This is a genomic window from Streptomyces sp. NPDC032822 (assembly GCF_055578825.1).
Window position 1 is genome coordinate 394,377 of the sequence record NZ_JBVIOL010000003.1, and the last position, 26,499, is coordinate 420,875.

Here is a 26,499-nt window from a genome sequence, read left to right on the forward strand (position 1 = left end):
GGCGCGGAAGGACGTGCCCGACCGTTGCCTGCGTCACTTCGCGTGGCGGTCCGTACCTGCGAGCGGCAGCACGCTCATAGGGTGCTCCCATGATGCTCCCCGCGGCACTGTTGCTGCTCGGCGCCCTGACCGCCGTCGTCGCGCCCCGGCTGCTGGCCCGGGCCGACTGGGTGGACCGTGAACCCGTGCTCGCCCTGTGGGCGTGGCAGTGCGCGGTGGCGACCGTCCTGCTGTGCTGCGCGCTGTCGATGACGCTCAGCGCGGCGGCGGCCTGGCAGGCGGTGCGCGGCCAGGTGTTCGCCCCGGCACCGGGCGTCGTGGTGGAGGCATACCGGCTCGGTACGGCCGAGCCGTGGGCCGCGGCGACGGCGGTGGCGCTCGCCTGCGGCGGGGCATGGAGCGCGACGATGCTGGTCCGTGAAGTCGTACGGGCGCGTACCCGGCGTCGGCTGCGGCGGGCCGAACTCCTCGTCCGCGCCCCGCTGTTGCCCGGCGAGGAGGCCACCGGGAGCCGGCTCGTGGTGCTGGAGGGCGAGCGGCCCGACGCGTGGTGGCTGCCCGGCAGCACGCCCCGGCTGGTCATCACCACCGCCGCGCTGCGCCGCCTCAAGGGCCGGCGCCTGGACGCCCTCGTCGCCCACGAGGAGGGGCACGCGCAGGCCCGCCACGACTGGCTGCTGCACTGCTCGGCCGCGCTGGCCGGCGGGTTTCCGCAGGTCCCGGTGTTCGCGGCGTTCCGCGAGGAGATGCACCGGCTGGTCGAACTCGCCGCCGACGACATGGCCTCCCGGCGCTTCGGCCGGCTGACCACCGCGCTCGCCCTGGTCGAACTCAACGAGGACCGGGGCGTGTTCGGCCCCTGTCCGACCCCGCAGGCCCATGTGCCGCTGCGCGTCCACCGGCTGCTCACACCCCCCGACCGGCTCACGGCGGCCCGCCGGCTGCGGCTGACCGCGGCGGCCTCGCTGGTGCCGGTCGTCCCGGTGCTGGTGGCGTTCGTCCCCGCCCTGCAGGCGCTGCGCTGAGGACACGGCAATAGGAGCCGAGGCGGGCTCCCGCCGCGACCGGCACCGGCGTCCCCACTCACCCCGAGGTCGCCTCGAATTCGGCCGGGGAACGCCCGGGATTGGCCTCCGGCCCCACGGTTCGGCGAGGATCGCAGTATGCGCACCCCACAGCCCGTCGACTCCCCGCCCCGCCCGCAGGCGCATCGCAGCGCCGCCCGCGCCGCGGGCCTGCTCGCACTGTGCTCCGCTCTGCTGCTCACCCTGGTCGCCACCGAGTGGCATCCCCTGACCGCCCTGGACGGCGGCCTCGCCCGCACCACGCACCGCTGGGCCGTGGACAGCCCGGACGTCACCCAGGCGTTCCGCATCCTGACGGACTGGGTCTGGGATCCCTGGACGATGCGCATCGTGTGCGCGGTCGTCGTGGTGTGGCTGGTGTGGCGGCATTCCGCCTGGTGGACGGCCGTGTGGCTGACGGTGACCTGCACGCTGGGCACGCTGCTCCAGCAGGCCCTGAAGGCCGCGGTCGGCCGCGCACGCCCCGTCTGGCCCGACCCCGTGGACTCCGCCCACTACGCGGCCTACCCGTCCGGCCACGCCCTGACCGCCACGGTCGTCTGCGGTCTCCTCCTCTATCTGCTGCACCGCCACGGCGTCGACCGCGTCCTGTGGCGCACGGCCCTCGGCGTGGGTGTGATCTCCGTCGCCGGCGTCGGCCTGACCCGGATCTGGCTGGGCGTCCACTGGCCCTCGGACGTCCTCGGCGGCTGGCTCCTCGGCGCGATGCTCGTCGCGCTCGCGGTGACGATCCACGAGCGACGACACCCGCACACGGCCACCGGTACGCCGGCCCACCCGAGCTGAGAGCGACGGCACGGCCCGCGGGCGGCGTTCCACCCCGCCCGCCCGATCGCCCCCGGCGTGGAACGCCGCCCGCCCTAGGATCGCCCCCATGACTGCCGTAGATCGCCCGATGGCCGCTGCAGACCGTTCCCCGGCCGCCGTGTTGTTCGACTTCTCCGGGACGCTCTTCCGTATCGAGTGCGCCGAGTCGTGGGTGCGGGCCACGCTGGCCGAGGCCGGACTGTCCCTCGGCGAAGCCGAGTTGGCGCAGGCGGCCCAGGCCCTGGAGCGGGTGGGCGCACTGCCCGGCGGGACGTCCCCCGTGGAGCGGATCCCCGCGGACCTCGCCCGTCTCTGGGAGATCCGCGACCAGAGCGCCGAGCTGCACCGGGCCGCCTACACCGGCGTCGCCCGCCAGGTGCCGCTGCCCGATGCCGCGTTGTACGACGCGCTGTACGACCGGCACATGACGCCGGCCGCCTGGGCGCCGTACCCCGATGCCGCCGAGGTGCTGGGGACGCTGCGCGAGCGCGGGATCGGTGTCGGTGTGGTCAGCAACATCGGCTGGGATCCGCGGCCGGTGTTCCGTGCCCACGGTCTCGACGACTGCGTCGACACGTACGTCCTGTCGTACGAACACGGCATCCAGAAGCCGGACCCCCGGCTGTTCGCGACCGCCTGTGGCGCGCTCGGCGTCGATCCGCGGGACACCGTCATGGTCGGCGACGACCGGCGGGCGGACGGCGGCGCGAGCACCCTGGGCTGTGCGGTGCACTTCGTGGACCATCTGCCGGTGGCCGAGCGGCCGGACGGGCTGCTGCCGGTGCTGGACCTGATGGGCTGACCCGGGGCGTTCCCCGAGCGGGCGCTCCACCCTCTGGAAGTTGCCCGGGGCCACCATGGGGGAATGGCCGTCCGTTCTGGACGATCCCCCGCGTCGCCCAGAACGGCGGCACCCCGACCGGCCCTTTCGGGGCCGGCCCGGCCGCGCTGAGTATAGTTGGCTGATAGCCAGTCAACGCAGGAGTACAGCATGTCCCCGCGCAGCGCCTCGGTCAATGAAGAGTTGCGCCGGCGTTCCCGGGAACGACTGCTGCAGGCCGCGGTCGAGCTGGTCGGGGAGCGCGGATACGAGGCGACGACACTCGGCGACATAGCGGACCGGGCCGGTTCGGCGCGCGGGCTGGTGTCGTACTACTTCCCCGGCAAGCGCAGGCTCGTGCAGTCCGCGGTGCACCGGCTGATGCACCGCACGCTGGAGGAGGCGCTGGAGCGCGAGCCGCGTACCGAGGACGGCCGGGAGCGGATGGCGCGGGCCGTCGACGCGATCCTGGGCCTGACCCGGGACCACACCGTGCTGATGCGCCAGCACATGGCCGGGATCCTGGAGGCCGAGGGCTTCGTGCAGTGTCCGGACCAGCAGCGTCTGCACCGGCTGCTGGTCGACACGGTCGCCCGCTACGGCTCCGAGGACGTCGACGCGGACTACGCGATGCTGCGCGCCCTGCTGATGGGCGCGGTCCTCGCGGCCCTGGTGCCGGGGGTGCCGATGCCCGTGCCGGTGCTGCGGGCCGAGTTGTTCAAGCGCTACGGGCTCGACTGGGAGTCGGGAGTCCCGCCGGACACCGGGACGGCGTCCGGCGGAACCCGTGACAGCGATCTGTCGCGGTTCTTCGCGACCGGGGCGGCGCCCGAGGGCGACCCCGAGAACCGCTCGACTCAGTCGAAGTAGTCCGGCTGCGTCTGGACGTTGAGCCCGTCCAGCCGGACCCGCTTCGCCGGGTCGGTACGCCGGTCGTCGAGCTTCAGCACGTCGAAGCCCTTCGCCATGTCGTTCGAGTAGATGTAGCCGTTGTAGTAGTACGCCGACCACGCGCCGCCCACCGAGAGCGTGTCCGTGCTCAGCGGACCCCGCTCGAAGTAGGCGATCTCCCTGGGCTTGGCGGAGTCGGTGAAGTCCCAGACGGAGACGCCGCCCTGGTACCAGGCCTGGACCATGAGGTCCTTGCCCTTGACCGGGATCAGCGAGCCGTTGTGGGCGACGCAGTTCTCGGTGTCCGCCTGGTGGCGGGGGATCTTGTAGTAGCTGCGGAACACCAGTTTGCGCCGGTCGCCCTTGCCGACGATGTCGTAGATGCCGTCGGCACCGCGGTTCGGACCGATGGCCGCGCTGCAGGTGGCCGCGCCGCCGCCGCCCAGCTCATCGGTGAAGACCACCTTGTCGGCCTTCTGGTTGAAGGTCGCGGAGTGCCAGAACGCGAAGTTCACGTTGTCCTGCACCCGGTCGATGACCTTCGGGTTCTCCGGGTCCTTGATGGAGAACAGGATGCCGTCGCCCATGCAGGCCCCCGCGGCGAGGTCCCTGGAGGGCAGCACGGTGATGTCGTGGCAGCCGGTCGTCTTGGAGACGCCCGGGTTGGTCGGCGAGCCGGGGTTGCCACCGCCGTCCGCACCCTCACCGGGGAAGAGCACCGGGAAGCCGACGACCGCCGCCTTCTCGGGGGACTTGCGCGGCACCTTGATGACGGAGATCCCGTCGTGCGGCGGTTGGCAGTCCGGATAGGCGGCGTTCGGCGAGTACGAGGAGACGTACACGTAGACGTTCTTGCGCTCGGGCACCAGCGTGTGGGTGTGCGAGCCGCAGGCGGTCTCGACGGCGGCGACGTACTTCGGGTTCCTCTTGTCGCTGATGTCGAAGACCTTCATGCCCTCCCACGACGACTTCTCGGTCGCGGGCTGCGAGGTGCTGTTGCAACTGCTGTCGCTGCGCGAGGCGTCGGTCGACAGGAAGAGCAGGTCGCCGGAGACGGAGATGTCGTTCTGCGAGCCCGGGCAGAGCACCTGGGACACGGTCTTCGGCGCCCTCGGGTTGCTGATGTCGAAGATGCGGAAACCGTCGTAGTTGCCGGCGTAGGCGTATCTGCCCTGGAAGGCCAGGTCCGAATTGGTTCCGGGCAGGGCCTCCTTGGGGATGTTGACCAGGTGTTCGATGTTCTTCGAGTGGACGATCTCGTCCTGGCCGGGTATCTCGCCCGCGGCGATCGCGGCGCGGACCTCGGCCTCGGCACTCTTGGACACCTCCTCGCTCTTGGCCGGAGTGTCCCCGGGGTCGGGGGTGGCGAGCGCCGGACCGGCCGTCAGCAGCGCGGCCAGCATGCCTGCGGCGGCGACGCCGACTCCCAGTCGTCTGCGTCGCGTTCGGGGTTCTCTCAACAGGATCACTGTTCCTCCCTGGCGCCGTTCGTGTGGGAACGGTTCACGCACCCCCGCAGTATCGTCTTCACCATGCACATATCAACAGGGGGCAACGAAGACGTAATGAAGCGTGGTGATCCGTTACGCGCACGAGCGTGCTAGGACGGTCTTCGACACTCACGAGGTGTCCCCCGCCCCGCCTGCCACAGGAGGTCGTTGTGCCCGTCCGCCGTACCCTGCGCGCACCCCTCGCAGCCACTTCGCTGACCGTCCTGGCCGTCCTCGGTCTCGGCGGCTGCGACTCCGGAACGGATGCGAAACCGGCCGCGGCGACCGGACCTTCGGTGCTCGTGCCCGGCAGACCCGGCGAGGCGAACCGGACCCTGTCCGCCGAGGAGGCGGCACGGCAGCGCACCGACGACGACTCCCCCAACTCGGCGGACGTCGACTACGCGCGGATGATGATCGAGCACCACGCCCAGGCCCTGGAGATGACCGAACTCGCCCCGGACCGGGCCGAGTCGCCGAAGGTCGAGGCGCTCGCCGCGCGGATCGCCGCCGCGCAGGGGCCGGAGATCGGCAGCATGCGGGGCTGGCTGAAGGAGCACGGCAAGACGGACAAGGGCGAGGGCCACGACCACGCCCTGATGCCCGGAATGGCGACCGAGGCCCAGCTGAAGAAGTTGCGCGCGGCCGAGGGCAAAGCCTTCGACGAACTCTTCCTCACCCTGATGATCACGCATCACGAGGGCGCGATCACCATGGCCACGGACGTGAAGGCACAGGGCAACAACGTGCGGATCGAGGAGATGGCCGACGACGTGGTGGCCCAGCAGACGAGCGAGATCACGCGGATGCGGGACATGCCGTAACGGGTCTCGCGGTGTCCGGTGTCCTGGGTGACCGCCATCGATGCCGGCCACCCAGGACACCGGTCATCGGTCACCGCCGTGCGTGACGTGGGGTCAAGTAGCCGGCGTCGCGGGCCTGCGCGATGAGACGGAGCGACTTGCGGCGGCTGTGCCCGGTCGCGCACATCACCGCGAGCACCGGGTCGACGCCCTCGTCCTGGGCGGCGCGGTACTCCTGCGCGACCAGCCATCGCCCCTCGGTGCCGCGGGGCCAGGCGGGCCGGGCGCGCCGGGCTCCGGCCGCCTCGGGCAGCGGCCCGGGCCCGGGTCCGACGCCCGAGGCCTCGGCGAGCGGGGCCTCGATCCAGTCCGCGAGCACGGCCAGGTCGTCGAGGGACAGCGCCGGCTGGGCCCGGACGTCCTCCAGGGACACACACCCCTCGGACACCACGGCGAGGGCGTGTACCCGGGCGCCGTCGCCGAACTCCAGCCGGACGTCGAACCAGGACGCCGCGCCCGTGTCCTCCTGCACTTCCCACGCGGGCCGCACGGACACGGTGGCGTCCGTCGGGCAGCGAGCGGAGAGATCAAGACGATCAGAAAGATTAAGGAAGGATGCTTCTAGCACATACGCCACGTAACCGCATGATCACATTCCATACAAACGGACACGCGCGCCCGTTCCGCGCACAGCACCCTGTCAGCGGAGCCCCGGCGGTGCGATGCTGGAGGGGAACAGCGATCTCCCGTCGACCCCCTGGTCCCCTCGGGTGAGGAGTTCCGCCGTGCTGCATGTCGCCGTGATCGGATCCGGACCGAGCGGGTGCTACACCGCCCAGAGTCTCCTCCAGCAGGACCCCGAGGTGCGAGTCGACGTCCTGGACCGGCTGCCGTGCCCGTACGGCCTGGTGCGGTACGGCGTGGCGCCGGACCACGAGAAGATCAAGTCGTTGCAGGGCAACCTGCGCACGGTCCTCGAACACGAGCGGGTGCGGTTCCTCGGCGGCGTCACGGTGGGGCCCGGCGGTGTGCCGGCCGCGCGACTGCGGGAGCTGTACCACGCCGTCGTGTACTGCGTGGGCGCCGCCACCGACCGGCACCTCGGGATTCCGGGCGAGGACCTGCCGGGCAGCTGGTCGGCGACGGAGTTCGTGTCCTGGTACAGCGCGCACCCCGACTGCGCCGCCGACGGGTTCGTGATCGGCGCCCGCTCGGCGGTGGTCATCGGCGTGGGCAACGTGGCCGTGGACGTCACGCGGATGCTGGCCCGGGGGCTCGCGGAGCTGAGCCCCACCGACATGCCGCAGGCGGCGCTGGCCGCGCTCGCCGCGAGTCAGGTGACGGAGGTCCACATGGTGGGCCGGCGCGGCCCCTCGCAGGCCCGCTTCACCACCAAGGAGCTGCGCGAACTGGGCGCCCTTCCGGGTACCGATGTCACCGTGGACGCGGGCGAGTTGGCCCTGGATCCGGCCTACGTCGACCCCGTCGGGCTGCCCCCGGCCCAGCGCCGCAACGTGGAGGTGCTGCGCGGCTGGGCCGGGGCCCCGGCGAGCGACCGCGCGCCGCATCGGATCCGGCTGCGGTTCTTCCTGCGTCCGGTCGAACTCCTCGCCGCGGGTGGGCGCGTGCGCGCGGTGCGGTTCGAGCGGACGGTGCCGGACGGGCGGGGCGGCGTGACGGGCACGGGCGTCTTCGAGGAGATCGAGGCCCAGTTGGTGCTGCGTTCGGTGGGGTATCGCGGGGTGCCGCCGGCGGGGCTGCCGTTCGACGCGGCGAGCGGCACGGTGCCGCATCTGGCCGGGCGGGTGCTGCGCGAGGGCGAGGTGGCGCCGGGCGAGTACGTGGCGGGCTGGATCAAGCGGGGCCCGACAGGTGTCATCGGCACCAACCGGCCGTGCGCCAAGGAGACGGTGACCTCACTGATCGAGGACGCCCCCGTGCTCGTACACGATGATCTCGCCGAGGACCCGCTCACGGCCCTGTACGCCGACGGGATCCGGCCGGTCCGGTGGGCCGGGTGGCAGGCGATCGAGCGGGCCGAGTCCGCGCTCGGGGCCTCGCTCGGGCGGGGTGTGGTCAAGCTGCCGGACTGGGAGTCGTTGCTGGCAGCGGCGCGGTCGGAGGCGCTCTAGCGGCATCGCGGGCAACCGGGTGGGCATGACACAGATCGGCAACCACACCGAAATCAACAAACTGTTCAAGCCCTCTACCGTCTCGTGCTGTTCGCATGTTCCCAGCCACCCGCCGCTCTGGAGCGCCCATGGCCACGACCGCACCCGTGCATCCCGTCGACGAGGTCCCACCCGTACGACAACTGGCCGCCTTCGGGCTCCAGCACGTCCTCGCGATGTACGCGGGCGCGGTGGCGGTGCCGTTGATCGTCGGCGGGGCGATGAAGCTGTCGCCCGCGGACCTGGCGTATCTGATCACCGCCGACCTGCTGGTGTGCGGTGTCGCCACGCTCATCCAGTGCATCGGGTTCTGGCGGTTCGGTGTGCGGCTGCCGATCATGCAGGGCTGTACGTTCGCGGCCGTCTCCCCGATGGTGCTCATCGGTACGACCGGCGGCGGACTGCCCGCGATCTACGGCTCGGTGATCGTCGCGGGGCTCGCGATCGTGCTGCTGGCGCCCGTCTTCGGCAGGCTGCTGCGGTTCTTCCCGCCGCTCGTCACGGGCACGGTCATCCTGATCATCGGCATCTCACTGCTGCCGGTCGCGGGCAACTGGGCCGCGGGCGGCGTCGGCGCGGCGGACTTCGGGGAGCCGAAGAACATCGGCCTCGCCGCGTTCGTGCTCGCGGTGGTGCTGGGTGTGCAGCGGTTCGCGCCGGTGTTCCTGAGCCGGATCGCGGTACTGATCGGCATCGTGGTGGGCCTCGCGGTCGCCGTCCCCCTCGGGTTCACGGACTTCGGCGGGGTCGGGGACGCCGACTGGGTCGGCGTCAGCACGCCGTTCCACTTCGGGGCGCCCACCTTCGAGGCGTCGGCGGTCATCTCGATGCTGGTCGTGGCGCTGGTGACGATGACCGAGACCACCGGTGACCTGATCGCGGTCGGCGAGATGACCGACCGGAAGGTGGAGCCGCGCTCCCTGTCGGACGGCCTGCGCGCCGACGGCCTCTCCACCGTCCTGGGCGGCATCTTCAACACCTTCCCGTACACGGCGTACGCGCAGAACGTGGGCCTCGTCGGGATGACCCGGGTGCGCAGCCGCTGGGTCGTCGCCGCCGCGGGCGGCATCCTCGTGCTGCTGGGCCTGCTGCCCAAGCTGGGCGCGGTGGTGGCGGCCGTACCGGCGCCGGTCCTCGGCGGCGCGGGTCTGGTGATGTTCGGGACGGTCGCGGCGAGCGGCCTCAGGACCCTGGCCCGGGTCGACTTCAAGGGCAACCACAACCTGACCGTGGTGGCCGTCTCGGTGGCCATGGGCGTGCTGCCGGTGGGCGTTCCGACGATCTACGCGAAGTTCCCGGACTGGTTCCAGACGGTGATGACCAGCGGTATCAGCGCGGGCTGTCTGACGGCGATCGTCCTCAACCTGCTCTTCAACCACCTGCCGAGCGGGGCGGGTTCAGCCGAGGCGGACGGCCTGCCGGGCGGCGGCGTCGAGCAGGGCGTCGAGAAACCCCGGGAAGAGGCCGTCTAGGTCGTCGCGGCGCAGGCCGTTCATCTTGGCCGTGCCCCGGTAGGTCTGCCGGATCACCCCGGCCTCCCGCAGCACCCGGAAGTGGTGCGTGGTCGTGGACTTGGTGACGGGCAGGTCGAAGTGCGAACAGGAGAGTTCGTCGCTCTCGGCGGCGAGCTCTCGCACGATCCGCAGCCGCATCGGGTCCGACAGCGCGTGCAGCACGGATTCCAGCCGGATCTCCTCGCGCGCCGGATGCGGCAGGTCGCGGCTGCTGACGGCGGGGGAGGTCACGGCGGCTCCACGGGCTCGGGGTGTCCCATTGTACGAGAGGTCTCGTAGTTTGACACTTCCCGTACTACGATGCCTATCGTACGAGTCGTCCCACGGTCCCGCGACGATTGGAGCAGCTCGCCATGAGCTCCCTCTTCCAGCCCCTCGATCTCCGCGCCACGACGATCCCGAACCGGGTCTGGATGCCCCCGATGTGCCAGTACTCGGCAGCGCCGGACGGCCCGGACGCGGGCGCCCCGAACGACTGGCACCTCACGCACTACGCGGCGCGGGCGGCCGGCGGCACGGGGCTGATCATCGTCGAGGCCAGCGCGGTCAGCCCCGAGGGCCGGATCTCCCCCTACGACCTCGGCATCTGGAACGACACCCAGGTCGAGGCGTTCCGCCGGATCACCCGGTTCCTGGTCTCCCAGGGCACCGTGCCGGGCATCCAGCTCGCCCACGGCGGGCGCAAGTCCTCGACCGACCGGCCCTGGAAGGGCGGCGCGCCGGTCGGTCCGGAGGCGTACGGCTGGCAGCCGTCGGCGCCGAGCGCCCTGGCGTTCGACGAGCGGCACCCGGTACCGACCGAGCTGACGGTCACCCGGATCCAGGAGATCACCGGCCAGTTCGCGGACGCGGCCCGCCGCGCGCTCGCCGCCGGCTTCGAGGTCGCCGAGATCCACGGCGCGCACGGCTACCTGATCAACGAGTTCCTCTCCCCCCACTCCAACCGGCGCACGGACGCGTACGGCGGCTCGTACGAGAACCGCACCCGTTTCGCCCTCGAAGTCGTCGACGCGGTGCGCGAGGTGTGGCCGGACGACAAGCCGCTCTTCTTCCGCGTCTCGGCGACGGACTGGCTGGAGGAGGGCGGCTGGACGCCGGAGGACACCGTCCGCTTCGCCCGCGACCTCCAGGCCCACGGCGTCGACCTCCTCGACGTCTCCACCGGCGGCAACGCCTCCGGGGTCCGCATCCCGACCGGCCCCGGCTACCAGGTCCCCTTCGCCGCCCGTGTCAAGGCCGAGACCTCCCTCCCGGTCGCCGCGGTCGGCCTCATCACGGAGGTCGACCAGGCCGCGAAGATCCTGGACAACGGCGAGGCCGACGCGGTCCTGCTGGGCCGCGAACTGCTGCGCGATCCCTCGTGGGCGCGGCGGGCGGCACGACAGCTGGACGGGGACGTTCATGTCCCGGATCAGTACCACCGGTCGGTCTGAGTTCCGAGACCCCTTTGTGTGGGCAGTCTCCTCCTTGAGGAGTACGGCACCCCCGGCGGCTGATCCCGCGAGGTCAGGGGCGATGCCTCCCCGGGCAGGATGTGTCCGGGGCCGCGGGCGACGAGGCTGGTCGCATCAGGCATGAGGAGAGCGTCATGGAGCGTCGCATCCGTATTCGCGTCAGCCGTCGTCCCAGTACACCGCGCGACACCACGATCGACCGCAGGACCCCCTCGGGGCGCCTCCTGCCGTACTGACAGCCGTCCGGGCCGCTCGGTGGCCGGGGAAGGTACTCCCCGGCCACCGAGCGGCCCTCGGCATCACCCCGTGCAGGCCTTCCCGTTGAGCGTGAACGCGCTCGGCGCCGCACTGTTGCCGGAATGGTTCGCCTGATAACCGATGGTCACGCTCGCGCCCGCCGCGAGTGTGCCGTTGTACGTGGCGTTCGTCGCCGTGACCGCCCCGGACGCCGGCGCGTACGTGGCCCCCCAGCCGTTGCTGATGGTCTGCCCGGCGGGCAGCGTGAAGCCGAGCTGCCAGCCGTTGACCGATGTCGTACCGGAGTTGGTGAGCGTCACCGACGCGGTGAGACCGGTGCTCCAGGCGCTGGTCGTCGCCGTCACCTTGCAGCCGCCCGGCTGGGGTTGGGGCGCGGGCCCCGAGCTGTCCAGGCCGAAGAAGGTGAGGGCGCGGGCCGCCATGCCGTTCACGTAGAGGTTGTGGCCGACGCCCTGGAGGCTGATCGCCTCGACGGGGGCACGGTCACCGGTGGCGCCGTAGCGGGTGCGGGTCCAGCCGGAGACCGGGGTGTCCGTGGCGGCCGGGGTCTGGCTGACGCCCAGCACGTTCGTCCACTGCTTGATCTCCTCCCCGAAGTTGGGGTAGCGCAGCACGTCGTCCTCGGTGCCGTGCCACACCTGCATACGGGGCCGGGGGCCGCTGTAGCCGGGGTGGGCGGCGCGGACCAGGTCGCCCCACTGCTGCGGGGTGCGGTTGATCGTGCCGCCCGAGCAGGCGCTGTTCCACTCGGAACCGTCGGTGGTGGCGAAGCAGCCGAAGGGAACGCCGGAGAACGCGGCGCCGGCCGCGAAGACGTCCGGGTAGTCGCCCAGCAGGACGTTCGTCATCATCGCGCCGGAGGAGATGCCGGTGGCGAAGATCCGGCCGGTGTCGGCGGCGTACCTGGCGGTGACCCAGTCGACCATCGACTTGATCCCGACGGGGTCGCTGCCGCCGCCCCGCCTGAGCGCCTGGGGCGAGGAGACGTCGAAGCACTTGCTGGCGCGGGTGACCGAGGGGTACACGACCACGAACCCGTAACGGTCGGCCAGCGAGGCCCACTCGGTGCCGGAGTACATGGCCGGGCCGGAGCCGGTGCAGTAGTGCACGGCCACCACGACCGCGGGGTTGGCGGTGACGCTGTCCGGCACGTACAGGTACATCTGGAGGTTGCTCGGGTTGGCGCCGAAGCCGGTGACCTCGGTGAGCGCCGCGGTGGGGGCGGCGGCGACCCGTTCGGGACGGGCCGAGGCCGTCGGCGCGGCGAGGAGGGTGGCCGCCAGCAGCGGCACGAGCGCCGCGAGCAGCGTCACTAGTGTCGAACGCAGGCGTCTTCCAGCGGTGTTGCGGGGGGTGAGGGGCACGTCCTTGTCCCTTTCTGGTCGCGGCTCTGGGGACGTGGTGCGGCGTTTCTCCGACCGTCGCCGGTCAGCAGGTGGCGTTCGCCCGGGTCAACAGGCTCAGGCGCCGAGGGAGGGCGCCGCCGCGTACCGGTCGCCGATGTTCGGGTTGGTGTCCAGGGGGGTCTGCGGCGCCTCGGCCGCCCGGGACCAGTCCGTGAAGCTGGTGTACTCCAGGCTCCACCGGCCGGCGGTGTCCGCGGTCGTGTAGTAGACGTGCCAGCGGTTCTTGTACCGGAAGACGGTCGGGCCCTTCACCGAGACGATCGGGTGCGTGGCGTCCGGCCCGGGCGCGATCAGCGGACCGGTCGACGACCAGGTGAACGAGCCGGGCAGCGCGTCCGCGCGACCGGCCGGGGCGTCGCCGACGGTCGCCGGGGCGGGAGACAGGGCCGTCAGGCCGACGGCCGACAGGGCGAGGACCAGCCCGCTGATCAACGTACGCATACGTGGAGTCGTCATCGACCGGCCTCTCACGGAAGGGAAGCATCCGCCGAGCATCGTGGCATGCACATGGCTGCCGTGGAAGCGCTCCCACGCCACGAAAGAATTCGCTGCCGCAGGTCCACCAGGGGTGGCCGAATGTGTTCTGCGCAAAGCGTTGACTAGAAAGCGCTTGCCCCCTACGTTCCGTTCAGCAGTGTGACCGAGACGGCTCCCCCAAGGCCTACTCGGCCACTCCGCTCGCGCGCGGCGATCAGCATGGCGAACAACGTTCACGTACCTGACCCCACCAGGCATCCTGAAGGGACCGCACCCGCATGCGCACTCTTCCCCCACGTACACACGCGCAAAGATCCGTACTGGCGGCCGGAGCGGCCGCTCTGGCCACGGTCGCCGTACTGACTCTCCCCCAGTCGGCCGGAGCCGCAGAGACCTCACCGATCGGGTTCGGCGCCGGGACGACCGGCGGAGGCGGCGCCGGCGCGGTCACCGTCTCGACACTGGCCGCCTTCAAGACGGCCGTCACCGGCAGCACGGCGAAGGTCGTCAAGGTCAACGGCCGGATCTCGCTGAGCGGCCAGGTCGACATCGGCTCCAACACCACGGTCCTGGGCGTCGGTTCGGCGTCCGGGTTCACCGGTGGCGGGCTGCGGCTGAAGAACGTCACCAACGTGGTCGTCCGCAACCTGAACATCAGCAAGCCGCTCGCACCGTCCGACGGCGTGACCGTCCAAGCGTCGACGAGGGTGTGGATCGACCACAACTCCTTCTCGGCCGACCGGGACCACGACAAGGACTACTACGACGGGCTGCTGGACATCAACCACGGCTCCGACAACGTCACGGTCTCCTGGAACACCTTCAAGGACCACTTCAAGGGCTCGCTCACCGGTCACAGCGACAACAACGCGAGCGAGGACACCGGGCACCTGAAGGTGACGTACCACCACAACCACTTCAGCAACGTCTACTCGCGCATCCCGAGCCTCCGCTTCGGCACCGGGCACTTCTACGACAACTACGTCCAGGGTGCCGAGACCGCCGTGCACTCCCGGATGGGCGCGCAGATGCTCGTCGAGAACAACGTCTTCCGTACGACGAAGGTCGCGGTCACCACCAACCGCAGCAGTGACGTCGACGGATTCGCCAACCTGCGCGGCAACGACCTGGGTGGAGCCGCCACCGAGGTCTCGCGGGTCGGCACCTTCACCACCGCTCCGTACAGCTACAGCGCCGAGCCCGCCTCCTCCGTCGTCGCCTCGGTGACGAGCGGCGCGGGCGCCGGAAAGCTCTGACCACTCCCCCACCGGGAAGAAGGAATCGGGACATGACTTCTTCGACACCTCCGCGCGCCCACGGGCGCGCACTGACCGGCTCGCTGGCCGCACTCGCTCTCTCGGCTGGCATGATCATGACACTCGGCGCCGCGCCGGCGAGCGCGGCCACCTGGCCGACCGCCAACGGCAGCCAGGGCGTCTCCGCGACCATCCCCGTCTCCGGCACCAAGGACTACGGGATGAAGCGCCTCTACGGCACCGGGGACCTCGGCTCCGACAACCAGGACGAGGACCAGGGGCCGATCCTGGAGCTGGCGGCGGGCGCCGTCCTCAAGAACGTCATCATCGGCGCCCCGGCGGCCGACGGCATCCACTGCAAGGGCAGCTGCACCCTGCAGAACGTGTGGTGGGAGGACGTCGGCGAGGACGCCGCCACCTTCCGGGGCAGCTCCTCGTCGAACGTCTACACCATCTCCGGCGGCGGCGCCAAGGAAGCCAGCGACAAGGTGTTCCAGTTCAACGGCGCCGGGACGCTCAACATCTCCAACTTCGCGGCGAAGAACTTCGGCACCTTCGTCCGGTCCTGCGGCAACTGCTCCACGCAGTACAAGCGGACCATCAACCTCACCAACATCGAGGCGACCTGGAAGGGCGGCAAGCTCGCCGGCATCAACACCAACTACGGCGACAGCGCGACCCTGAGGGGCATCACGATCGTCGGGGACTCCAGCAAGAAGATCGTTCCCTGCCAGAAGTACATCGGCAACAACACCGGCAAGGAGCCCCCCACGAACGGCTCCAACGCCGACGGGACCTACTGCAAGTACTCGTCCTCGGACATCACCTACAAGTAATCCCCCCACGGTAGGTGAGGCGGCCGTACGAAGCGTCCCCGCGCGGCGCTTCGCACGGCCGCCTCGTCATGCGCCGGGCGCACGCTGGGGCACGGTGTCCGCCAACTCGCCCTGGTAGTCCGTGTAGGCGGCGCGCAGGTCCGCGCCCGGCCAGTCCTGCGGCAGCAGTCCCGGCGGCAGGACGGGATCGGCCAGCAGATGGCGTACGACGGCCGCGAAGGCCGTCAGCCGGTCGGCGGGCCGGTCCGGGCGGGCCACGCGCGTGACGTGGTCGAGCAGCGCCCGGGCGGTGGCCGCCCAGGAGTCGAGGGGCCACAGGGCCGCCGCGAGGTCACGTGCGGGCCGGTCCGGGCGGGCCGTGAAGTGCCGGGCCACCTCGCCGAGGTCGTCCGGCACCGGCCTGAGCAGGTTGGCGGGCCGCAGCCAGACACCCTCGCGGAGTTCGGCGAGCCTGAGGGCGGCCAACCGGGCCCGCAGCTCGGCGCGTTCGGCGGGCCCGCGCCCCGTCGCGGTGATCACGACCATCTCCCAGTCGCCGTCCCACGCGCGCGTGCGGGGATGTACGGCGTCGTCCTGCCGGCCCTGACGCGCGAGCAGCCGGTCGCTGAGCCGGTGGACGGAGTCCGTGCGCCGCAGGTCACCGGCGGCCACCATCCGGCTGAGCGCGGCCCGCAGTGTGGAACCGCCGACCCCGAAGGGCTCCACCGCCCGGAGCAGGTCCTTGACCGGGAGCTCGGGCGGATGCGCGCCCAGCAACAGGCTCAGCACGACCGACCGGGCGGACAACGGTCGCAGATCCACCGCATCCGTCCGCCCCACCTCGCCCACCTCGCCCACCTGCATGTTCCTTCGCATGGGTCCGTACTGTACGAGCATCGCCTTATTGCATCATTGCTACGACCGCAGCGAGAGTGCAACATGGAGCGTATGGTCTCGATCCCCGCGCACGAACGGTCCACGACGCACGACGTCACCAACCAGCCCCCTCCCCTGGCCCCGTACGACGCCTCCGAGGACACGGCCCTCTTCGAGGGGCTGCACCGGGAGGGCGCCGGATGGGCGCAGGAGGAGATCCGGCGGCTCGGCCTCAGGGCCGGCAGCGTGCAGGCCCAGGAGTGGGCCGAGCTGGCCAACCGCCATGAGCCCGAACTGCGGACGCACGACCGGTACGGCAACCGGGTCGACGAGGTCGAGTTCCATCCGAGCTGGCACCACCTGATGCGGGTCGCGGTCGGCGCGGGGCTGGCGGGCGCGCCCTGGGCGGACGCCCGGCCGGGGGCCCATGTCGCCCGTACGGCAGGCGGGTTGGTGTGGGGGCACACCGACGCCGGCCACGGCTGCCCGACCTCGATGACCTACGCCGCGATCCCCGCGCTGCGCCGGCAGCCGGACCTCGCCAAGGTCTACGAGCCGCTGCTGACCGGCCGCGTCTACGACCCGGAGCTCGGTGTGCCGACCGCGAAGCGCGGTCTGCTGGCGGGCATGGGGATGACGGAGAAGCAGGGCGGCTCCGACGTCCGCACCAACACCACGGCGGCCACGCCCACCGCCGAGCCCGGCGTGTACACCCTGCGCGGGCACAAGTGGTTCACGTCGGCGCCGATGTGCGACGTGTTCCTGGTGCTGGCCCAGGCCCCGGACGGGCTCTCCTGCTTCCTGGTACCGCGCGTGCTGCCCGACGGAAGCCGCAACACGTTCCGTATCCAGCGTCTCAAGGACAAGCTGGGCAACCGGTCCAACGCCTCCTCCGAGCCCGAGTTCGACGGGACCGTCGCCTGGCTGGTCGGACCCGAGGGACAGGGGGTCAAGACGATCATCGAGATGGTCAACTGCACCCGGCTCGACTGCGTGATGATGTCGGCCACCCTGATGCGCAAGACGCTCGTGGAGGCGGGTCACCATGTGCGCCACCGCAGCGCGTTCGGGGCCCGGCTGGTGGACCAGCCGCTGATGCGCAACGTCCTGGCCGACCTCGCCCTGGAGTCGGAGGCCGCGACCACCCTCACCCTGCGGCTGGCCGGCTCGGCGGACCGTGCGGTGCGCGGGGACGCCGGTGAACAGGCGTTCCGGCGGATCGCGACCGCCGTCGGCAAGTACTGGGTCACCAAGCGCGGTCCGGCCTTCACCGCGGAGGCCCTGGAGTGCCTCGGCGGCAACGGGTACGCCGAGGAGTCGGGCATGCCCCGCCACTACCGCGAGGCCCCGCTGCTGTCGATCTGGGAGGGCTCGGGGAACGTCAACGCGCTCGATGTGCTGCGGGCGTTGCGCCGCGAGAGCGGCAGCGTTCCGGCCCTCCTCGCCGAACTCTCCCTGGCCCAGGGGGCGGACGCCCGCCTGGACGCGGCCGTGACGCGGCTGAAGGGGCAGTTGACGCAGACCTCGCAGGCAGGCGCGCGGCGGCTGGTGGAGCTGATGGCGTTGACCCTGCAGGCGTCCCTGCTGGTCCGGCACGCCCCGCCCGCCGTCGCCGACGCCTTCTGCGCGAGCCGGCTGGGGGGCGACTGGGGGCACGCCTTCGGCACGCTTCCCGACGCGGTCGGCCTGGACGCGATTCTGGCGCGGGCGCTGCCCGAGGGCGGCTGAGCGCGCCCGAGGCTCACTCGACTGTGCGTCCAAGACGGCCTTCCCCATCGGTTCGCACACTGTCACACTCCGATTCCGCTTCGTTGTCAGTGCCGTGGTGCAGACTCCCGATCAGTGGGACTTCGCCTGGGGGAGGACAACGTGTTCACGGGGATCGACGAGGTCGACTGGGCCGCACTGCGGCACGCCGACGGCAGCGCGGAGGACGTGCCCGGATGGCTCCGCGGGCTCGCCTCCGCGGACCCGGCCGAGAGAGCGGTCGCGCTGGACCGGATGTATGGCGTCGTGCACCACCGGGGAGCCGTATACGACTCGACGCTCGCCTGCGTTCCGTTTCTGTTCGCGCTCGCGGGCAGTCAGGGGCTGCCGGACCGGAGCGGCGTCGTCGAACTTCTGGTGAGCATCGGAGCGGCGAGCGAGGGGGTGGCCAACGGGACGTCCCCATCGTCCCGTTCGGCGTTCCGCACCCGCGCCGAGGTCGTCGCCGGGCTCAGCGGGGACACCGACGCGGAAGTACGCCGGGCCGCCGCGGACGCCGTGGTCCGCTTCGTCGACGAACCGGCCCGGGCGCTGGACCTGTTGCGCGAGCGGATCGCGGTGGAACGGGACGACCGGGTCCTGCTCGCCCTGACCGAGAGCCTCGGCCTGTTCGTACGACGCCATCCCGGGCACGCCGCCGAGGCGCTGGAGCTGCTGATGGCGCGGAGCCTGGCACCGTACGGTCCCGCGTCACGGCTCGCCGCGCTCGGTCAGCTCGCGGGATGCGCCCCGGACCGGCTGCCGTCCGGCCTCGTCCCCCTCGTGGTCCGGCTGCTCGGGGAGAGGTCCGCGCGCGGCCCCCTGGAGCCGGAAACCGCCAAGGGCCCCGGCGCGGACACACTCGTGGGCCGACTGCGCCTGTCGCGGCCCGTCGACGAGGAGGGCTCCCGGCTGCTGCGGACCCTGCACCGGGCGCTCGACGACCGGCTGGACGACCGGATCGCCCTCCTGAAGGGGCAGTTGACCTGCCCTGACGCGACCGACCGGAGCAACGCCGTATGGATGTCGGCCGGCCTGATGCGCGAGTGGCGGGCCGACCACTCGGGGCTCGTGGCGCTGATCGGGACGCAACTGGGCGCGGAGGAGGACGGATTGCGCGATGCCTCGGTGTCCGTCCTCTCGGACCTCTACGAACTGGCCGCCCCCGCCGCCGATGCGCTCGCCTCGCTCGTGTCCTCCCGTCCCGGTCTGTGGATCAGTCGGTGGGAGCGGGGCATTCCGATGCTCGGCGGTCCGCTCAACGCCCTTGCCCGGACCGGGGATCCACGGGCGGTACCGGTCCTCGCCGAGGTGCTGGCCGGGCCGGTCGTACCCCGTGACCTGGGGCAGGCGGTCCGTCATCTGGGCAGGAACGCGGCACCTCTTGTGCCCCTGGTCCGGCGCGGGCTGGGCGGGATACGCATCGGCACGCCCCTCGGCACATCCTTCGGCTCGCCGGACATGACGGCCCGGGCCGTGCCCCTGCTGTCGGCGCTCGTCGCGCTCCATGACCTCGGCCCGGACCACACCGCCGAGGGGGCGGGGCAGGCTCTCACCGAGGTGCTGCGGCTGCTGCGCGGGCTGTCGGCCGGGCCCGGTGCGGATGCCGCCTGCGTGGAGGCCGTGGTCCGGGCGGTGGGCACGTTCGGGCCCACCGCGCAGGAGGCGGTCCCGGCCCTGCGAGACCTGCTGGACACCGAGTTCGCGAGCACGGCGGCGCGGGCGCTGTGGGAGGTCACGGGAGACGCGACGGCCGTCCTGCCCGTCCTGCTGCGGGAGTTGGCGAGCGGGCCCTCACCTCGGCGCAGGTCGGCCGCGGCGGACGTGGTGTCACGGATGGGTGCACCGGCGCGTCCCGCCACGACCGCGCTGCGGGATCTGACACGGTCCCCTCACCCGGGGGAGCGGGTCACGGCCGCGTGCGCGCTGTGGCACGTCGACGAGGACGTCGACGCCGTGGTTCCGGTGTGGCGCACGGTCTGGGTGGAGGCCCCGGACACGCGGGGCGCGGTCGCCGAGTGCCTCGTCGGCACGGCGGCGGCCGGTACGCCCCTGCGGGACCTGGTGGAGGAGGAACTGGCCGCGCCCCGGCGGCACCTCGCCCGGCCCGGCGGCCACGGCAGTCACGACGTGCTGAAGGACGAACGTCTGTTGAGGCTGTGCCGCGCCGTGCCGGCCCAGCCGTAGCCGGACGAGCGGGGCACGGCTGTGCCGTGTCGTGCGGCCCGCCGCCTGCCCCTGTCACCGGTGAGGTGCGGCGCCGTGCGATGTCAGCCCGTCGTACGCCCCCACAGCGGTCCGAGCAGCGCCCACTCCGCGTCCCAGCGCTCCATGCGGCGGCGCTCCAGCCGGCCGCGCAGGATCCGGCCGCACACGAACGGGACGGCCCCGGTGCTCACACCGATCAGGCCGCCGATCAGGGCGGCCCGCAGCTGGGCCTGGGCCTCGTTGGCGGGTTTCGAGACGAGGCGGCCCACCGGATCCGTCCACACGGTGACCGGGGCTCCGTAGCCGCTGCCGGGCGGGACCCGCACCTGGCCGGTGTGCGCGGAACCGTCCGCCAGGGTCCAGCGCACCTCTGCCCACACCCGTTCACCGTTAGACGTCTCGGCGGTCACGTGGGCCGTGCCGGGCGCCCGCTCGGTGAGGTGGGCGACAGCCGGCCGCCACTCGACGCGCTCCCGGGCCAGCTCGTTCTCCACGGACCAGGTCACCGCCAGCCCCGCCAGGACGCCGGCGAGGACACTGAGCACCCAGGCGCCGAGCACCACCCAGGCCTCCAGCACATCGGCCCCCCGTTTGAGCGGATTGCGCCGCCAGCGCCACAGCCACACCTTCGGACCACGGAACGCCATCGAAGGCATCCTCCTCATCAGCGCCAGAAGCGGGCGCACGACCACTCCGTACCGCACTCCCATACGGGAGACGCCTCTTCGATGCTCACGCCGACTTCGTCGCCCCGTCCGCCCACGGGTCCCCCGACGGGACGGAATCCGGCCGAAACCGATCCGCGGTCATGGCCGAGGGACTATCCTCGCCGCGCTGACCTGCGGTGGAGCGTTCCCAGGGGTGACTGTCAGTGGTGGGGTGCAGACTGGCGGGTGTCTGAGACAAAGATGTCGCGGAGGTGATCGGCATGACCGAAGTTCTGCTCGCCGTGGGTACCCGCAAGGGTCTGTTCATCGGGCGTCGGCGGGGTGGCGCCTGGGAGTTCGACGAGAATCCCTGCTTCAACGCGCAGGCGGTGTACTCGGTCGCCATCGACACCAGGGGCGCGCGTCCGCGGCTGCTGGCCGGCGGCGACAGCGCGCACTGGGGTCCGTCCGTGTTCCACTCCGACGACCTGGGCCGGACCTGGACCGAACCGGCGCAGCCGGCCGTCAAGTTCCCGCCGGACACGGACGCCTCGCTGGAGCGGGTCTGGCAGTTGCACCCGGCCGCCGCCGAGCCGGACGTGGTGTACGCGGGCACGGAACCGGCCGCGCTGTACCGCTCCGAGGACCGCGGCGAGAGCTTCACCCTGGTCCGGCCGCTGTGGGAGCACCCCACGCGGTCGAAATGGGTGCCGGGCGGCGGCGGCGAGGGCCTGCACACCGTGCTCACCGACAAACGGGATCCGCGCGCGGTGACGGTGGCCGTCTCGACGGCCGGGGTGTTCCGCACGAAAGACGGCGGAGCGAGCTGGGAGCCGTCCAACTCCGGTGTCGCCGCGGTGTTCCTGCCGGACCCGAACCCGGAGTTCGGCCAGTGCGTGCACAAGATCGCGCAGGACGCGGCGACCCCGGACCGGCTGTATCTGCAGAACCACTGGGGGGTGTACCGCAGCGACGACGCGGGCGCGCACTGGACGGACATCGGTGAGGGCCTGCCCTCCACGTTCGGCTTCGCGGCGGCCACGCATCCCCGCCGGGGCGACACGGCGTACGTGTTCCCGATCAACGCCGACGCGGACCGGGTGCCCGCCGACCGGCGCTGCCGGGTCTTCCGTACGGCGGACGCGGGCAAGAGCTGGGAGCCGCTCACCGCGGGCCTGCCCCAGGAGGACCACTACGGCACGGTGCTGAGGGACGCGATGTGCACGGACGACGCCGACCCGGCGGGCGTGTACTTCGGCAACCGCAACGGCGAGGTGTTCGCGTCGGCGGACGACGGCGACAGCTGGCGGCAGTTGGCCTCGCACCTGCCGGACGTGCTGTGTGTGCGGGCCGCGGTGGTCGCGTGAGGCGGAGGCGCTCACCACCCGTCCCGGCGACGGGTGTTGGCCACTGGTTGATCCCCGCCGCCTGTACGGCAGTAGGGTGACGCCCGTGGCATCACGACCCTTGCATGAAATCGTCGAACCGGGCTGGGCGAAGGCCCTCGAACCCGTCGCCGGACGCATCGCCGAGATGGGCGACTTCCTGCGTGCGGAGATCGCCGCGGGACGCACCTATCTCCCGGCCGGGCCGAATGTCCTGCGGGCCTTCCAGCAGCCCTTCGACGAGGTGAGGGTGCTGATCGTCGGACAGGACCCCTACCCGACGCCGGGGCACGCGGTGGGCCTGTCGTTCTCGGTCGCGCCGGACGTCCGTCCGCTGCCCGGCAGCCTGATCAACATATTCCGGGAGCTGAACAGCGATCTGGGGCTGCCGCAGCCGTCGAACGGTGATCTGACGCCCTGGACGCAGCAGGGGGTGCTGCTGCTCAACAGGGCGCTCACCACCGCGCCGCGCAGTCCGGGGGCGCATCGGAGCAAGGGCTGGGAGGAGGTCACCGAGCAGGCGATCCGCGCGCTGGCGGCGCGCGGCAAGCCGATGGTGTCGATCCTGTGGGGCCGTGACGCCCGCAATCTCCGTCCGCTGCTCGGCAGTCTGCCGTCGGTGGAGTCCGCGCACCCCTCGCCGATGTCCGCCGACCGCGGTTTCTTCGGTTCCCGTCCCTTCAGCCGGGCCAACGACCTGCTGGTCGGGCTGGGCGGACAGCCGGTGGACTGGCGCCTGCCGTGACCGGTGCGGGGCACGGGTTCCTCGCCGTCGACTCCGGCGGCTCCGGTCTCCGCGTCGTCGTCGGTGCCCCCGGGCACGGCACGCTGCCTCAGCGGGAGTCCCGGGAGCCGGTGCGCACCGGTGACCGGGGCATCGATCCGGAGCATCTCATGGCGCAACTGGTGCCCATGGTGCGTGCGTTGACCGCCGAGACGGGTGTCGACGATCTGGGCACGGCCGTGATCGGTGCCGCCGGGCTCGCCACCCTGGGCGAGGCCCTGCGCGCCGAACTGCCGGCCGCGCTGGGACGGGAGTTCGGGGCCCGGACGGTCGCTCTCGTCGCCGACGCCGTCACCGCCTACACCGGGGCCCTCGGACCGCACGCCGGAGCGGTGGTCGCCGCCGGCACGGGGCTCATCGCGATCGGCACGGATCTCACGCGCTGGCGGCGCGCGGACGGCTGGGGACACCTGCTCGGCGACTGCGGCGGCGGCGCCTGGATCGGCCGGGCCGGGCTGGAGGCCGCACTGCGCGCCCACGACGGCCGGGAGGGCGGCTCCGTCCGGCTGTTGGCGTGCGCCGAGAAGATGTTCGGCCCGATGGCGGAGCTGCCCGGCCTCCTGTACCCGCGCCCCGACCGGGCCGCGGTGCTCGCCTCGTTCGCGCCCCAGGTGTCGGCGTGCGCGGCGGACGACCCGGTCGCCGCGGGCATCCTGCGCGCGGCGGCCCGGCACATGGCCGACTCCGCCGCCGCCGTCTGCCCGTCGGCCGGGGAGCCGCGGGTCGCCCTCACCGGCGGCCTGTTCCAGATGGGCGAGGCTCTCACCGTACCGCTGGAGGAAGAACTGGCCAGGCGATTGCCGCACGCGCGGCGGGTGGCGGCCGAGGGCGATCCGCTGCACGGTTCGGTGCGCATCGCGACCGATCTCACGACGGGTTCTCTCACCTTGCCGGGTGACGAGAGGATGCTGCACGTGGTGACCATGTGGGGTGATTGATCACCAGATACGGGATATGCCCGAGAAGTGCCCCTTCGCACCCCAAGATCTGAGTGCCGCGACCGGGAAAACCGCTGATCACTTCGGATCTGTACGTAACTCATCAGACAAAACCGGACGGATACCGCTCACCTGCCCCCTCCCCGAACAGGGGAACCCAGGAAGCCAGTAACATGCGACGCCATGAGCTCCCCCACTGGGCCCGCGTCCGGCCTGCCAGTACGAATGCCGCGACCTCGCCAGCCCGGGCGGCACCGCCGACCCGAACCGCTGGCGGCTCCCGAGGGCGCGCCCGCGCTCGTCCTCGCGGTGCCGGGTACACCGGGCGCTGCCACGCGCAGTCTCGCCGACGAGGTCGTGAGCATCGCCCGCTCCGAGCTTCCCGGCCTCGACGCCCGGATCGGGTACCTCGACGGGGACGACGCGGAGTTCCCCACGCTGCAGGCGGTGCTGGTGCACGGCGCCGAGGAGCGTGCCGCCCGTTATGAGCAGGCCAAGGCAGCCGGCCTGGACGTCAAGGAGCCGGACGGCCCCGTGGCCGTCGTCGTGCCGCTGCTCGCCGGCCCGGACGGCGCGCTGCTGCGCCGGATCCGCCAGGCCGTGATGGACAGCCGGATCGCGGCCGACCTGACCGATGTGCTGGGCCCGCACCCGCTGCTCGCCGAGGCGCTGCACGTGCGGCTGTCGGAGGCCGGGCTGGCCCGCGCCGACCGCGCCCGACTGTTCACCGTGGCGACCGCCGCGGACGGCATCATCCTGGCCTCGGTGGGCGGCGAGGAGGCCGTGCAGGCCGCCGGGATCACGGGCATGCTGCTCGCCGCGCGTCTGGCCGTGCCGGTGATGGCCGCGGCGCTGGACCAGGAGGGTTCGATCGCGTCGGTGGCCGAGCAGTTGCGGTCCTCGGGCTCGCAGCAGCTCGCGCTGGCGCCGTACCTGATAGGGCCGGAGATCGACCCCGGTCTGGTCGCGGAGGCGGCCAAGGAGGCGGGCTGCTCCGCCGCCGAACCGCTCGGCCCCTACCCGGCCATCGGCAAGCTCGCGCTGGCCAAGTACACGACCGCGCTGGGCATCGCCCCTCCGCAGCCGCAGGGCGCGCCGGTCCGCTGACGCGCACCGCGACACGTTTCGTACGGCGAAGGGCCCGCTCCACCCACGGGGAGCGGGCCCTCGCCATGTCCGGAGCCACCCGGCGGACGATACGCAGCACCCGAGCGACCGGCGCGTCGGCCCTGCTCAGCCCTGACACGGGACCCCGACTCGACAGGCGCAGGGAACCCGAGCGACCGCAGCACGGATCCCCGCCCAGCCCCGGAGCGAGCCTCCCGGCCGGCCTCCCGGACCCAGCCGGTACCGAGCACCCGAGAGGCCTCGGCGCAGGTTCCTCCCAGCCTCGCGCGAGCTCCCGGCCCTGCCTCCACAAGGAGCCCGGCCCAGCCGGCACCAGGCACCCGAAAGGCCCCGGCACGGATCCCCGCTCGGTCATGGCGCGAGCCCCCGCGCCATGGGTCCCCGTCTCTGCCGCGGCTCAGCCGACGACCACGCAGGAGGCCGCCGGGATCTTGATCGAGCCGCTGTGGTGGGGCAGGCCGGTGGCCGGGTCCAGGGTGAACCAGGAGACGTCGCCGGAGCGCTCGTTCGCGGCGTACAGGAAGCCGCCCGACACGGTGATGGCGCGTGGCCAGCGGCCGCCGCAGGGCACGGTGCCGATCAGTCGCAGCCCGTCGCCCTCGACGGCGAAGGTGGACAGGACGTCCTCGCCCCGGGTGGCGGTCCACACGAAGCGGCCGTCGGGCGCGACGGCGATGCCCGACGGGTAGGCGTCGCCGGCCGGCGGGCCGGGCAGGACCGGCGTCACGGCCAGCGGCCTCAGCGTGCCGTCCGCGGCCTCCCAGCGGCACACGGTAACGGTCGGGGTGAGTTCGTTGACGACGTAGGCGTACGGGCCGTCGGGGTGAAAGGCCAGGTGGCGCGGTCCCGAGCCGGGTCGCAGGGCCGTCTCGCGGTGGAGGACCGGCGTGCCGTCGGTCAGGGTGCACACGCGCACGGAGTCGGTGCCAAGGTCGACACTGACGGCCCAGCGCCCGCTCGGGTCGGGCTGCACCTGGTGGGCGTGCGGGCCCTGCTGGCGGGGCGTGTGCGGGCCGGAGCCGGTGTGGTGGAGCACGCCGGACGGGGCGCCGGCGAGGGAGCCGTCGGGGCGGACGGGCACGGCGGTGACGCTGCCGGAGCCGTAGTTGGCGGTGAGGACGTGGCCGGCGTGCACGCTGAGGTGGGTGGGCCCGTCACCGCCGACCCGCACGGGCGGGCCGGCCGCCTCGGGCCGTTCGCCCCCGACGCGGTACGCGGCCACCGCGCCCCCGGCCGTCTCGCTGACCGCGTACAGCGTGTCCCCGTCGGGCGCCAGGGCCAGGTAGGAGGGGTCGGGGAGGCCGTCCAGGCTGCCCAGGAGGGTGAGCGCACCGGTGGCCGGGTCCACCTCCGCCGTCACGATCCCGGGACCCCCGGCCGCCGTGAAGGATCCGATGAAGGCCCGCTGTCGCCGCCTGCCGCCGCCTGCCGCAGTCCCGTCTGCCACCGCAGTCCCCTCTCGGTCCGGTGCCGTTCGGGGTGACGGTAGCAGTCGATCACTTGAGGTCTAGACCAAGTCGGCCGGATTTATCGGACCGCG

The 26,499-nt window shown here is 72.3% G+C and carries 24 protein-coding genes; 16 read left to right on the forward strand and 8 right to left on the reverse strand.

What is annotated here, in order from left to right; translation table 11 throughout:
- Window positions 1-89: 89 nt before the first annotated feature.
- The 4 genes from ACZ5VD_RS10930 to ACZ5VD_RS10945 all read left to right on the forward strand — a co-directional run bounded on the left by ACZ5VD_RS10930 (window position 90) and on the right by ACZ5VD_RS10945 (window position 3,582).
- Complete coding sequence (locus tag ACZ5VD_RS10930; protein ID WP_468549685.1) at window positions 90-1,025, forward strand: M56 family metallopeptidase; 936 nt, start codon at window positions 90-92, stop codon at window positions 1,023-1,025.
- 138 nt (window positions 1,026-1,163) lie between these two features.
- The gene (locus tag ACZ5VD_RS10935; protein ID WP_468681984.1) at window positions 1,164-1,871 is read left to right on the forward strand and encodes a phosphatase PAP2 family protein; all 708 of its coding nucleotides are present in this window, start codon (window positions 1,164-1,166) and stop codon (window positions 1,869-1,871) included.
- A gap of 88 nt (window positions 1,872-1,959) precedes the next feature.
- On the forward strand, window positions 1,960-2,694 hold the full coding sequence (locus tag ACZ5VD_RS10940; RefSeq protein WP_468549687.1) for an HAD family hydrolase: 735 nt from the start codon (window positions 1,960-1,962) through the stop codon (window positions 2,692-2,694).
- 189 nt (window positions 2,695-2,883) lie between these two features.
- Window positions 2,884-3,582, forward strand: coding sequence for a TetR/AcrR family transcriptional regulator (locus ACZ5VD_RS10945; protein ID WP_468549688.1), 699 nt, complete (start codon window positions 2,884-2,886; stop codon window positions 3,580-3,582).
- Here the strand turns inward: ACZ5VD_RS10945 and ACZ5VD_RS10950 are convergent.
- Window positions 3,570-5,072 carry an LVIVD repeat-containing protein gene (locus ACZ5VD_RS10950; RefSeq protein ID WP_468549689.1) on the reverse strand — a complete coding sequence of 501 codons (1,503 nt, stop codon included), beginning with the start codon at window positions 5,070-5,072 and terminating at the stop codon, window positions 3,570-3,572. The genes ACZ5VD_RS10945 and ACZ5VD_RS10950 overlap by 13 nt on opposite strands.
- Before the next feature lie 191 nt (window positions 5,073-5,263).
- Between ACZ5VD_RS10950 and ACZ5VD_RS10955 the strand changes: the two genes are divergently transcribed.
- Window positions 5,264-5,917 (forward strand): DUF305 domain-containing protein, encoded by a 654-nt coding sequence (locus tag ACZ5VD_RS10955; RefSeq protein ID WP_468549690.1) that lies wholly within the window; start codon window positions 5,264-5,266, stop codon window positions 5,915-5,917.
- A 70-nt stretch (window positions 5,918-5,987) separates the two neighbouring features.
- Here ACZ5VD_RS10955 and ACZ5VD_RS10960 read toward each other — a convergent pair whose 3' ends face one another.
- Window positions 5,988-6,452, reverse strand: a complete 465-nt coding sequence (locus tag ACZ5VD_RS10960; RefSeq protein WP_468549691.1) for a DUF6214 family protein — start codon at window positions 6,450-6,452, stop codon at window positions 5,988-5,990.
- A 229-nt stretch (window positions 6,453-6,681) separates the two neighbouring features.
- Between ACZ5VD_RS10960 and ACZ5VD_RS10965 the strand changes: the two genes are divergently transcribed.
- Together ACZ5VD_RS10965 and ACZ5VD_RS10970 are read left to right on the forward strand one after the other, a co-directional pair.
- Window positions 6,682-8,028, forward strand: a complete 1,347-nt coding sequence (locus tag ACZ5VD_RS10965) for an FAD-dependent oxidoreductase (RefSeq protein ID WP_468681987.1) — start codon at window positions 6,682-6,684, stop codon at window positions 8,026-8,028.
- 128 nt (window positions 8,029-8,156) lie between these two features.
- Window positions 8,157-9,539, forward strand: coding sequence for a nucleobase:cation symporter-2 family protein (locus tag ACZ5VD_RS10970; RefSeq protein WP_468681989.1), 1,383 nt, complete (start codon window positions 8,157-8,159; stop codon window positions 9,537-9,539).
- On the opposite strand, the gene ACZ5VD_RS10975 is transcribed toward ACZ5VD_RS10970, so the two are convergent.
- The gene (locus tag ACZ5VD_RS10975) at window positions 9,465-9,812 is read right to left on the reverse strand and encodes an ArsR/SmtB family transcription factor (protein WP_468549694.1); all 348 of its coding nucleotides are present in this window, start codon (window positions 9,810-9,812) and stop codon (window positions 9,465-9,467) included. The genes ACZ5VD_RS10970 and ACZ5VD_RS10975 overlap by 75 nt on opposite strands.
- Before the next feature lie 122 nt (window positions 9,813-9,934).
- On the opposite strand from ACZ5VD_RS10975, the gene ACZ5VD_RS10980 reads away from it, so the two are divergent.
- Entirely contained in the window at window positions 9,935-11,014 is a 1,080-nt protein-coding gene (locus tag ACZ5VD_RS10980; RefSeq protein WP_468681991.1) for an NADH:flavin oxidoreductase/NADH oxidase, read from the forward strand.
- A gap of 320 nt (window positions 11,015-11,334) precedes the next feature.
- Here the strand turns inward: ACZ5VD_RS10980 and ACZ5VD_RS10985 are convergent, their stop codons facing one another.
- Together ACZ5VD_RS10985 and ACZ5VD_RS10990 are read right to left on the reverse strand one after the other, a co-directional pair.
- A complete protein-coding gene (locus ACZ5VD_RS10985; RefSeq protein WP_468681993.1) occupies window positions 11,335-12,606 on the reverse strand; it encodes an extracellular catalytic domain type 1 short-chain-length polyhydroxyalkanoate depolymerase in 1,272 nt (423 codons plus the stop codon).
- A 147-nt stretch (window positions 12,607-12,753) separates the two neighbouring features.
- On the reverse strand, window positions 12,754-13,140 hold the full coding sequence (locus tag ACZ5VD_RS10990) for a non-reducing end alpha-L-arabinofuranosidase family hydrolase (protein WP_468549696.1): 387 nt from the start codon (window positions 13,138-13,140) through the stop codon (window positions 12,754-12,756).
- A gap of 314 nt (window positions 13,141-13,454) precedes the next feature.
- Between ACZ5VD_RS10990 and ACZ5VD_RS10995 the strand changes: the two genes are divergently transcribed.
- Both ACZ5VD_RS10995 and ACZ5VD_RS11000 read left to right on the forward strand, forming a co-directional pair.
- Window positions 13,455-14,432, forward strand: a complete 978-nt coding sequence (locus tag ACZ5VD_RS10995; protein ID WP_468549697.1) for a pectate lyase family protein — start codon at window positions 13,455-13,457, stop codon at window positions 14,430-14,432.
- Window positions 14,433-14,464: 32 nt separating this feature from the next.
- Window positions 14,465-15,268 carry a pectate lyase gene (locus tag ACZ5VD_RS11000; protein WP_468681995.1) on the forward strand — a complete coding sequence of 268 codons (804 nt, stop codon included), beginning with the start codon at window positions 14,465-14,467 and terminating at the stop codon, window positions 15,266-15,268.
- 66 nt (window positions 15,269-15,334) lie between these two features.
- Here the strand turns inward: ACZ5VD_RS11000 and ACZ5VD_RS11005 are convergent, their stop codons facing one another.
- Window positions 15,335-16,123, reverse strand: a complete 789-nt coding sequence (locus ACZ5VD_RS11005) for a PaaX family transcriptional regulator C-terminal domain-containing protein (RefSeq protein ID WP_468681997.1) — start codon at window positions 16,121-16,123, stop codon at window positions 15,335-15,337.
- A 63-nt stretch (window positions 16,124-16,186) separates the two neighbouring features.
- Here ACZ5VD_RS11005 and ACZ5VD_RS11010 point away from each other — a divergent pair, with 63 nt between their 5' ends.
- Both ACZ5VD_RS11010 and ACZ5VD_RS11015 read left to right on the forward strand, forming a co-directional pair.
- On the forward strand, window positions 16,187-17,851 hold the full coding sequence (locus ACZ5VD_RS11010) for an acyl-CoA dehydrogenase family protein (RefSeq protein WP_468681999.1): 1,665 nt from the start codon (window positions 16,187-16,189) through the stop codon (window positions 17,849-17,851).
- Between the two features lie 141 nt (window positions 17,852-17,992).
- Window positions 17,993-20,056, forward strand: coding sequence for a HEAT repeat domain-containing protein (locus ACZ5VD_RS11015; protein WP_468682196.1), 2,064 nt, complete (start codon window positions 17,993-17,995; stop codon window positions 20,054-20,056).
- Between the two features lie 83 nt (window positions 20,057-20,139).
- Here ACZ5VD_RS11015 and ACZ5VD_RS11020 read toward each other — a convergent pair whose 3' ends face one another.
- Complete coding sequence (locus ACZ5VD_RS11020; protein WP_468682001.1) at window positions 20,140-20,724, reverse strand: Rv1733c family protein; 585 nt, start codon at window positions 20,722-20,724, stop codon at window positions 20,140-20,142.
- Window positions 20,725-21,005: 281 nt separating this feature from the next.
- On the opposite strand from ACZ5VD_RS11020, the gene ACZ5VD_RS11025 reads away from it, so the two are divergent.
- From ACZ5VD_RS11025 to ACZ5VD_RS11040, 4 genes are all read left to right on the forward strand, one after another.
- Window positions 21,006-22,091, forward strand: coding sequence for a WD40/YVTN/BNR-like repeat-containing protein (locus ACZ5VD_RS11025; RefSeq protein WP_468549702.1), 1,086 nt, complete (start codon window positions 21,006-21,008; stop codon window positions 22,089-22,091).
- Window positions 22,092-22,176: 85 nt separating this feature from the next.
- Window positions 22,177-22,854, forward strand: a complete 678-nt coding sequence (locus tag ACZ5VD_RS11030) for a uracil-DNA glycosylase (RefSeq protein WP_468549703.1) — start codon at window positions 22,177-22,179, stop codon at window positions 22,852-22,854.
- Window positions 22,851-23,831 (forward strand): N-acetylglucosamine kinase, encoded by a 981-nt coding sequence (locus ACZ5VD_RS11035; RefSeq protein WP_468682003.1) that lies wholly within the window; start codon window positions 22,851-22,853, stop codon window positions 23,829-23,831. Before ACZ5VD_RS11030 ends, ACZ5VD_RS11035 begins: the two co-directional genes overlap by 4 nt.
- 183 nt (window positions 23,832-24,014) lie before the next feature.
- Window positions 24,015-24,938: a sirohydrochlorin chelatase gene (locus ACZ5VD_RS11040; RefSeq protein ID WP_468549705.1), complete on the forward strand. Its 924-nt coding sequence runs from the start codon at window positions 24,015-24,017 to the stop codon at window positions 24,936-24,938.
- A 418-nt stretch (window positions 24,939-25,356) separates the two neighbouring features.
- On the opposite strand, the gene ACZ5VD_RS11045 is transcribed toward ACZ5VD_RS11040, so the two are convergent.
- Window positions 25,357-26,406, reverse strand: a complete 1,050-nt coding sequence (locus tag ACZ5VD_RS11045) for a lactonase family protein (protein ID WP_468682005.1) — start codon at window positions 26,404-26,406, stop codon at window positions 25,357-25,359.
- Window positions 26,407-26,499 lie beyond the last annotated feature (93 nt).

What these genes read in the sequence shown, in the direction of transcription:
- ACZ5VD_RS10930 (WP_468549685.1), top strand. Translation starts at nt 90, where the DNA reads ATGATGCTCCCCGCGGCACTGTTGCTGCTCGGCGCCCTGACCGCCGTC.
- ACZ5VD_RS10935 (WP_468681984.1), top strand. Translation starts at nt 1,164, where the DNA reads ATGCGCACCCCACAGCCCGTCGACTCCCCGCCCCGCCCGCAGGCGCAT.
- ACZ5VD_RS10940 (WP_468549687.1), top strand. Translation starts at nt 1,960, where the DNA reads ATGACTGCCGTAGATCGCCCGATGGCCGCTGCAGACCGTTCCCCGGCC.
- ACZ5VD_RS10945 (WP_468549688.1), top strand. Translation starts at nt 2,884, where the DNA reads ATGTCCCCGCGCAGCGCCTCGGTCAATGAAGAGTTGCGCCGGCGTTCC.
- ACZ5VD_RS10970 (WP_468681989.1), top strand. Translation starts at nt 8,157, where the DNA reads ATGGCCACGACCGCACCCGTGCATCCCGTCGACGAGGTCCCACCCGTA.
- ACZ5VD_RS10980 (WP_468681991.1), top strand. Translation starts at nt 9,935, where the DNA reads ATGAGCTCCCTCTTCCAGCCCCTCGATCTCCGCGCCACGACGATCCCG.
- ACZ5VD_RS10990 (WP_468549696.1), bottom strand. Translation starts at nt 13,140, where the DNA reads ATGCGTACGTTGATCAGCGGGCTGGTCCTCGCCCTGTCGGCCGTCGGC.
- ACZ5VD_RS10995 (WP_468549697.1), top strand. Translation starts at nt 13,455, where the DNA reads ATGCGCACTCTTCCCCCACGTACACACGCGCAAAGATCCGTACTGGCG.
- ACZ5VD_RS11000 (WP_468681995.1), top strand. Translation starts at nt 14,465, where the DNA reads ATGACTTCTTCGACACCTCCGCGCGCCCACGGGCGCGCACTGACCGGC.
- ACZ5VD_RS11005 (WP_468681997.1), bottom strand. Translation starts at nt 16,123, where the DNA reads ATGCGAAGGAACATGCAGGTGGGCGAGGTGGGCGAGGTGGGGCGGACG.
- ACZ5VD_RS11010 (WP_468681999.1), top strand. Translation starts at nt 16,187, where the DNA reads ATGGAGCGTATGGTCTCGATCCCCGCGCACGAACGGTCCACGACGCAC.
- ACZ5VD_RS11020 (WP_468682001.1), bottom strand. Translation starts at nt 20,724, where the DNA reads ATGGCGTTCCGTGGTCCGAAGGTGTGGCTGTGGCGCTGGCGGCGCAAT.
- ACZ5VD_RS11025 (WP_468549702.1), top strand. Translation starts at nt 21,006, where the DNA reads ATGACCGAAGTTCTGCTCGCCGTGGGTACCCGCAAGGGTCTGTTCATC.
- ACZ5VD_RS11040 (WP_468549705.1), top strand. Translation starts at nt 24,015, where the DNA reads ATGAGCTCCCCCACTGGGCCCGCGTCCGGCCTGCCAGTACGAATGCCG.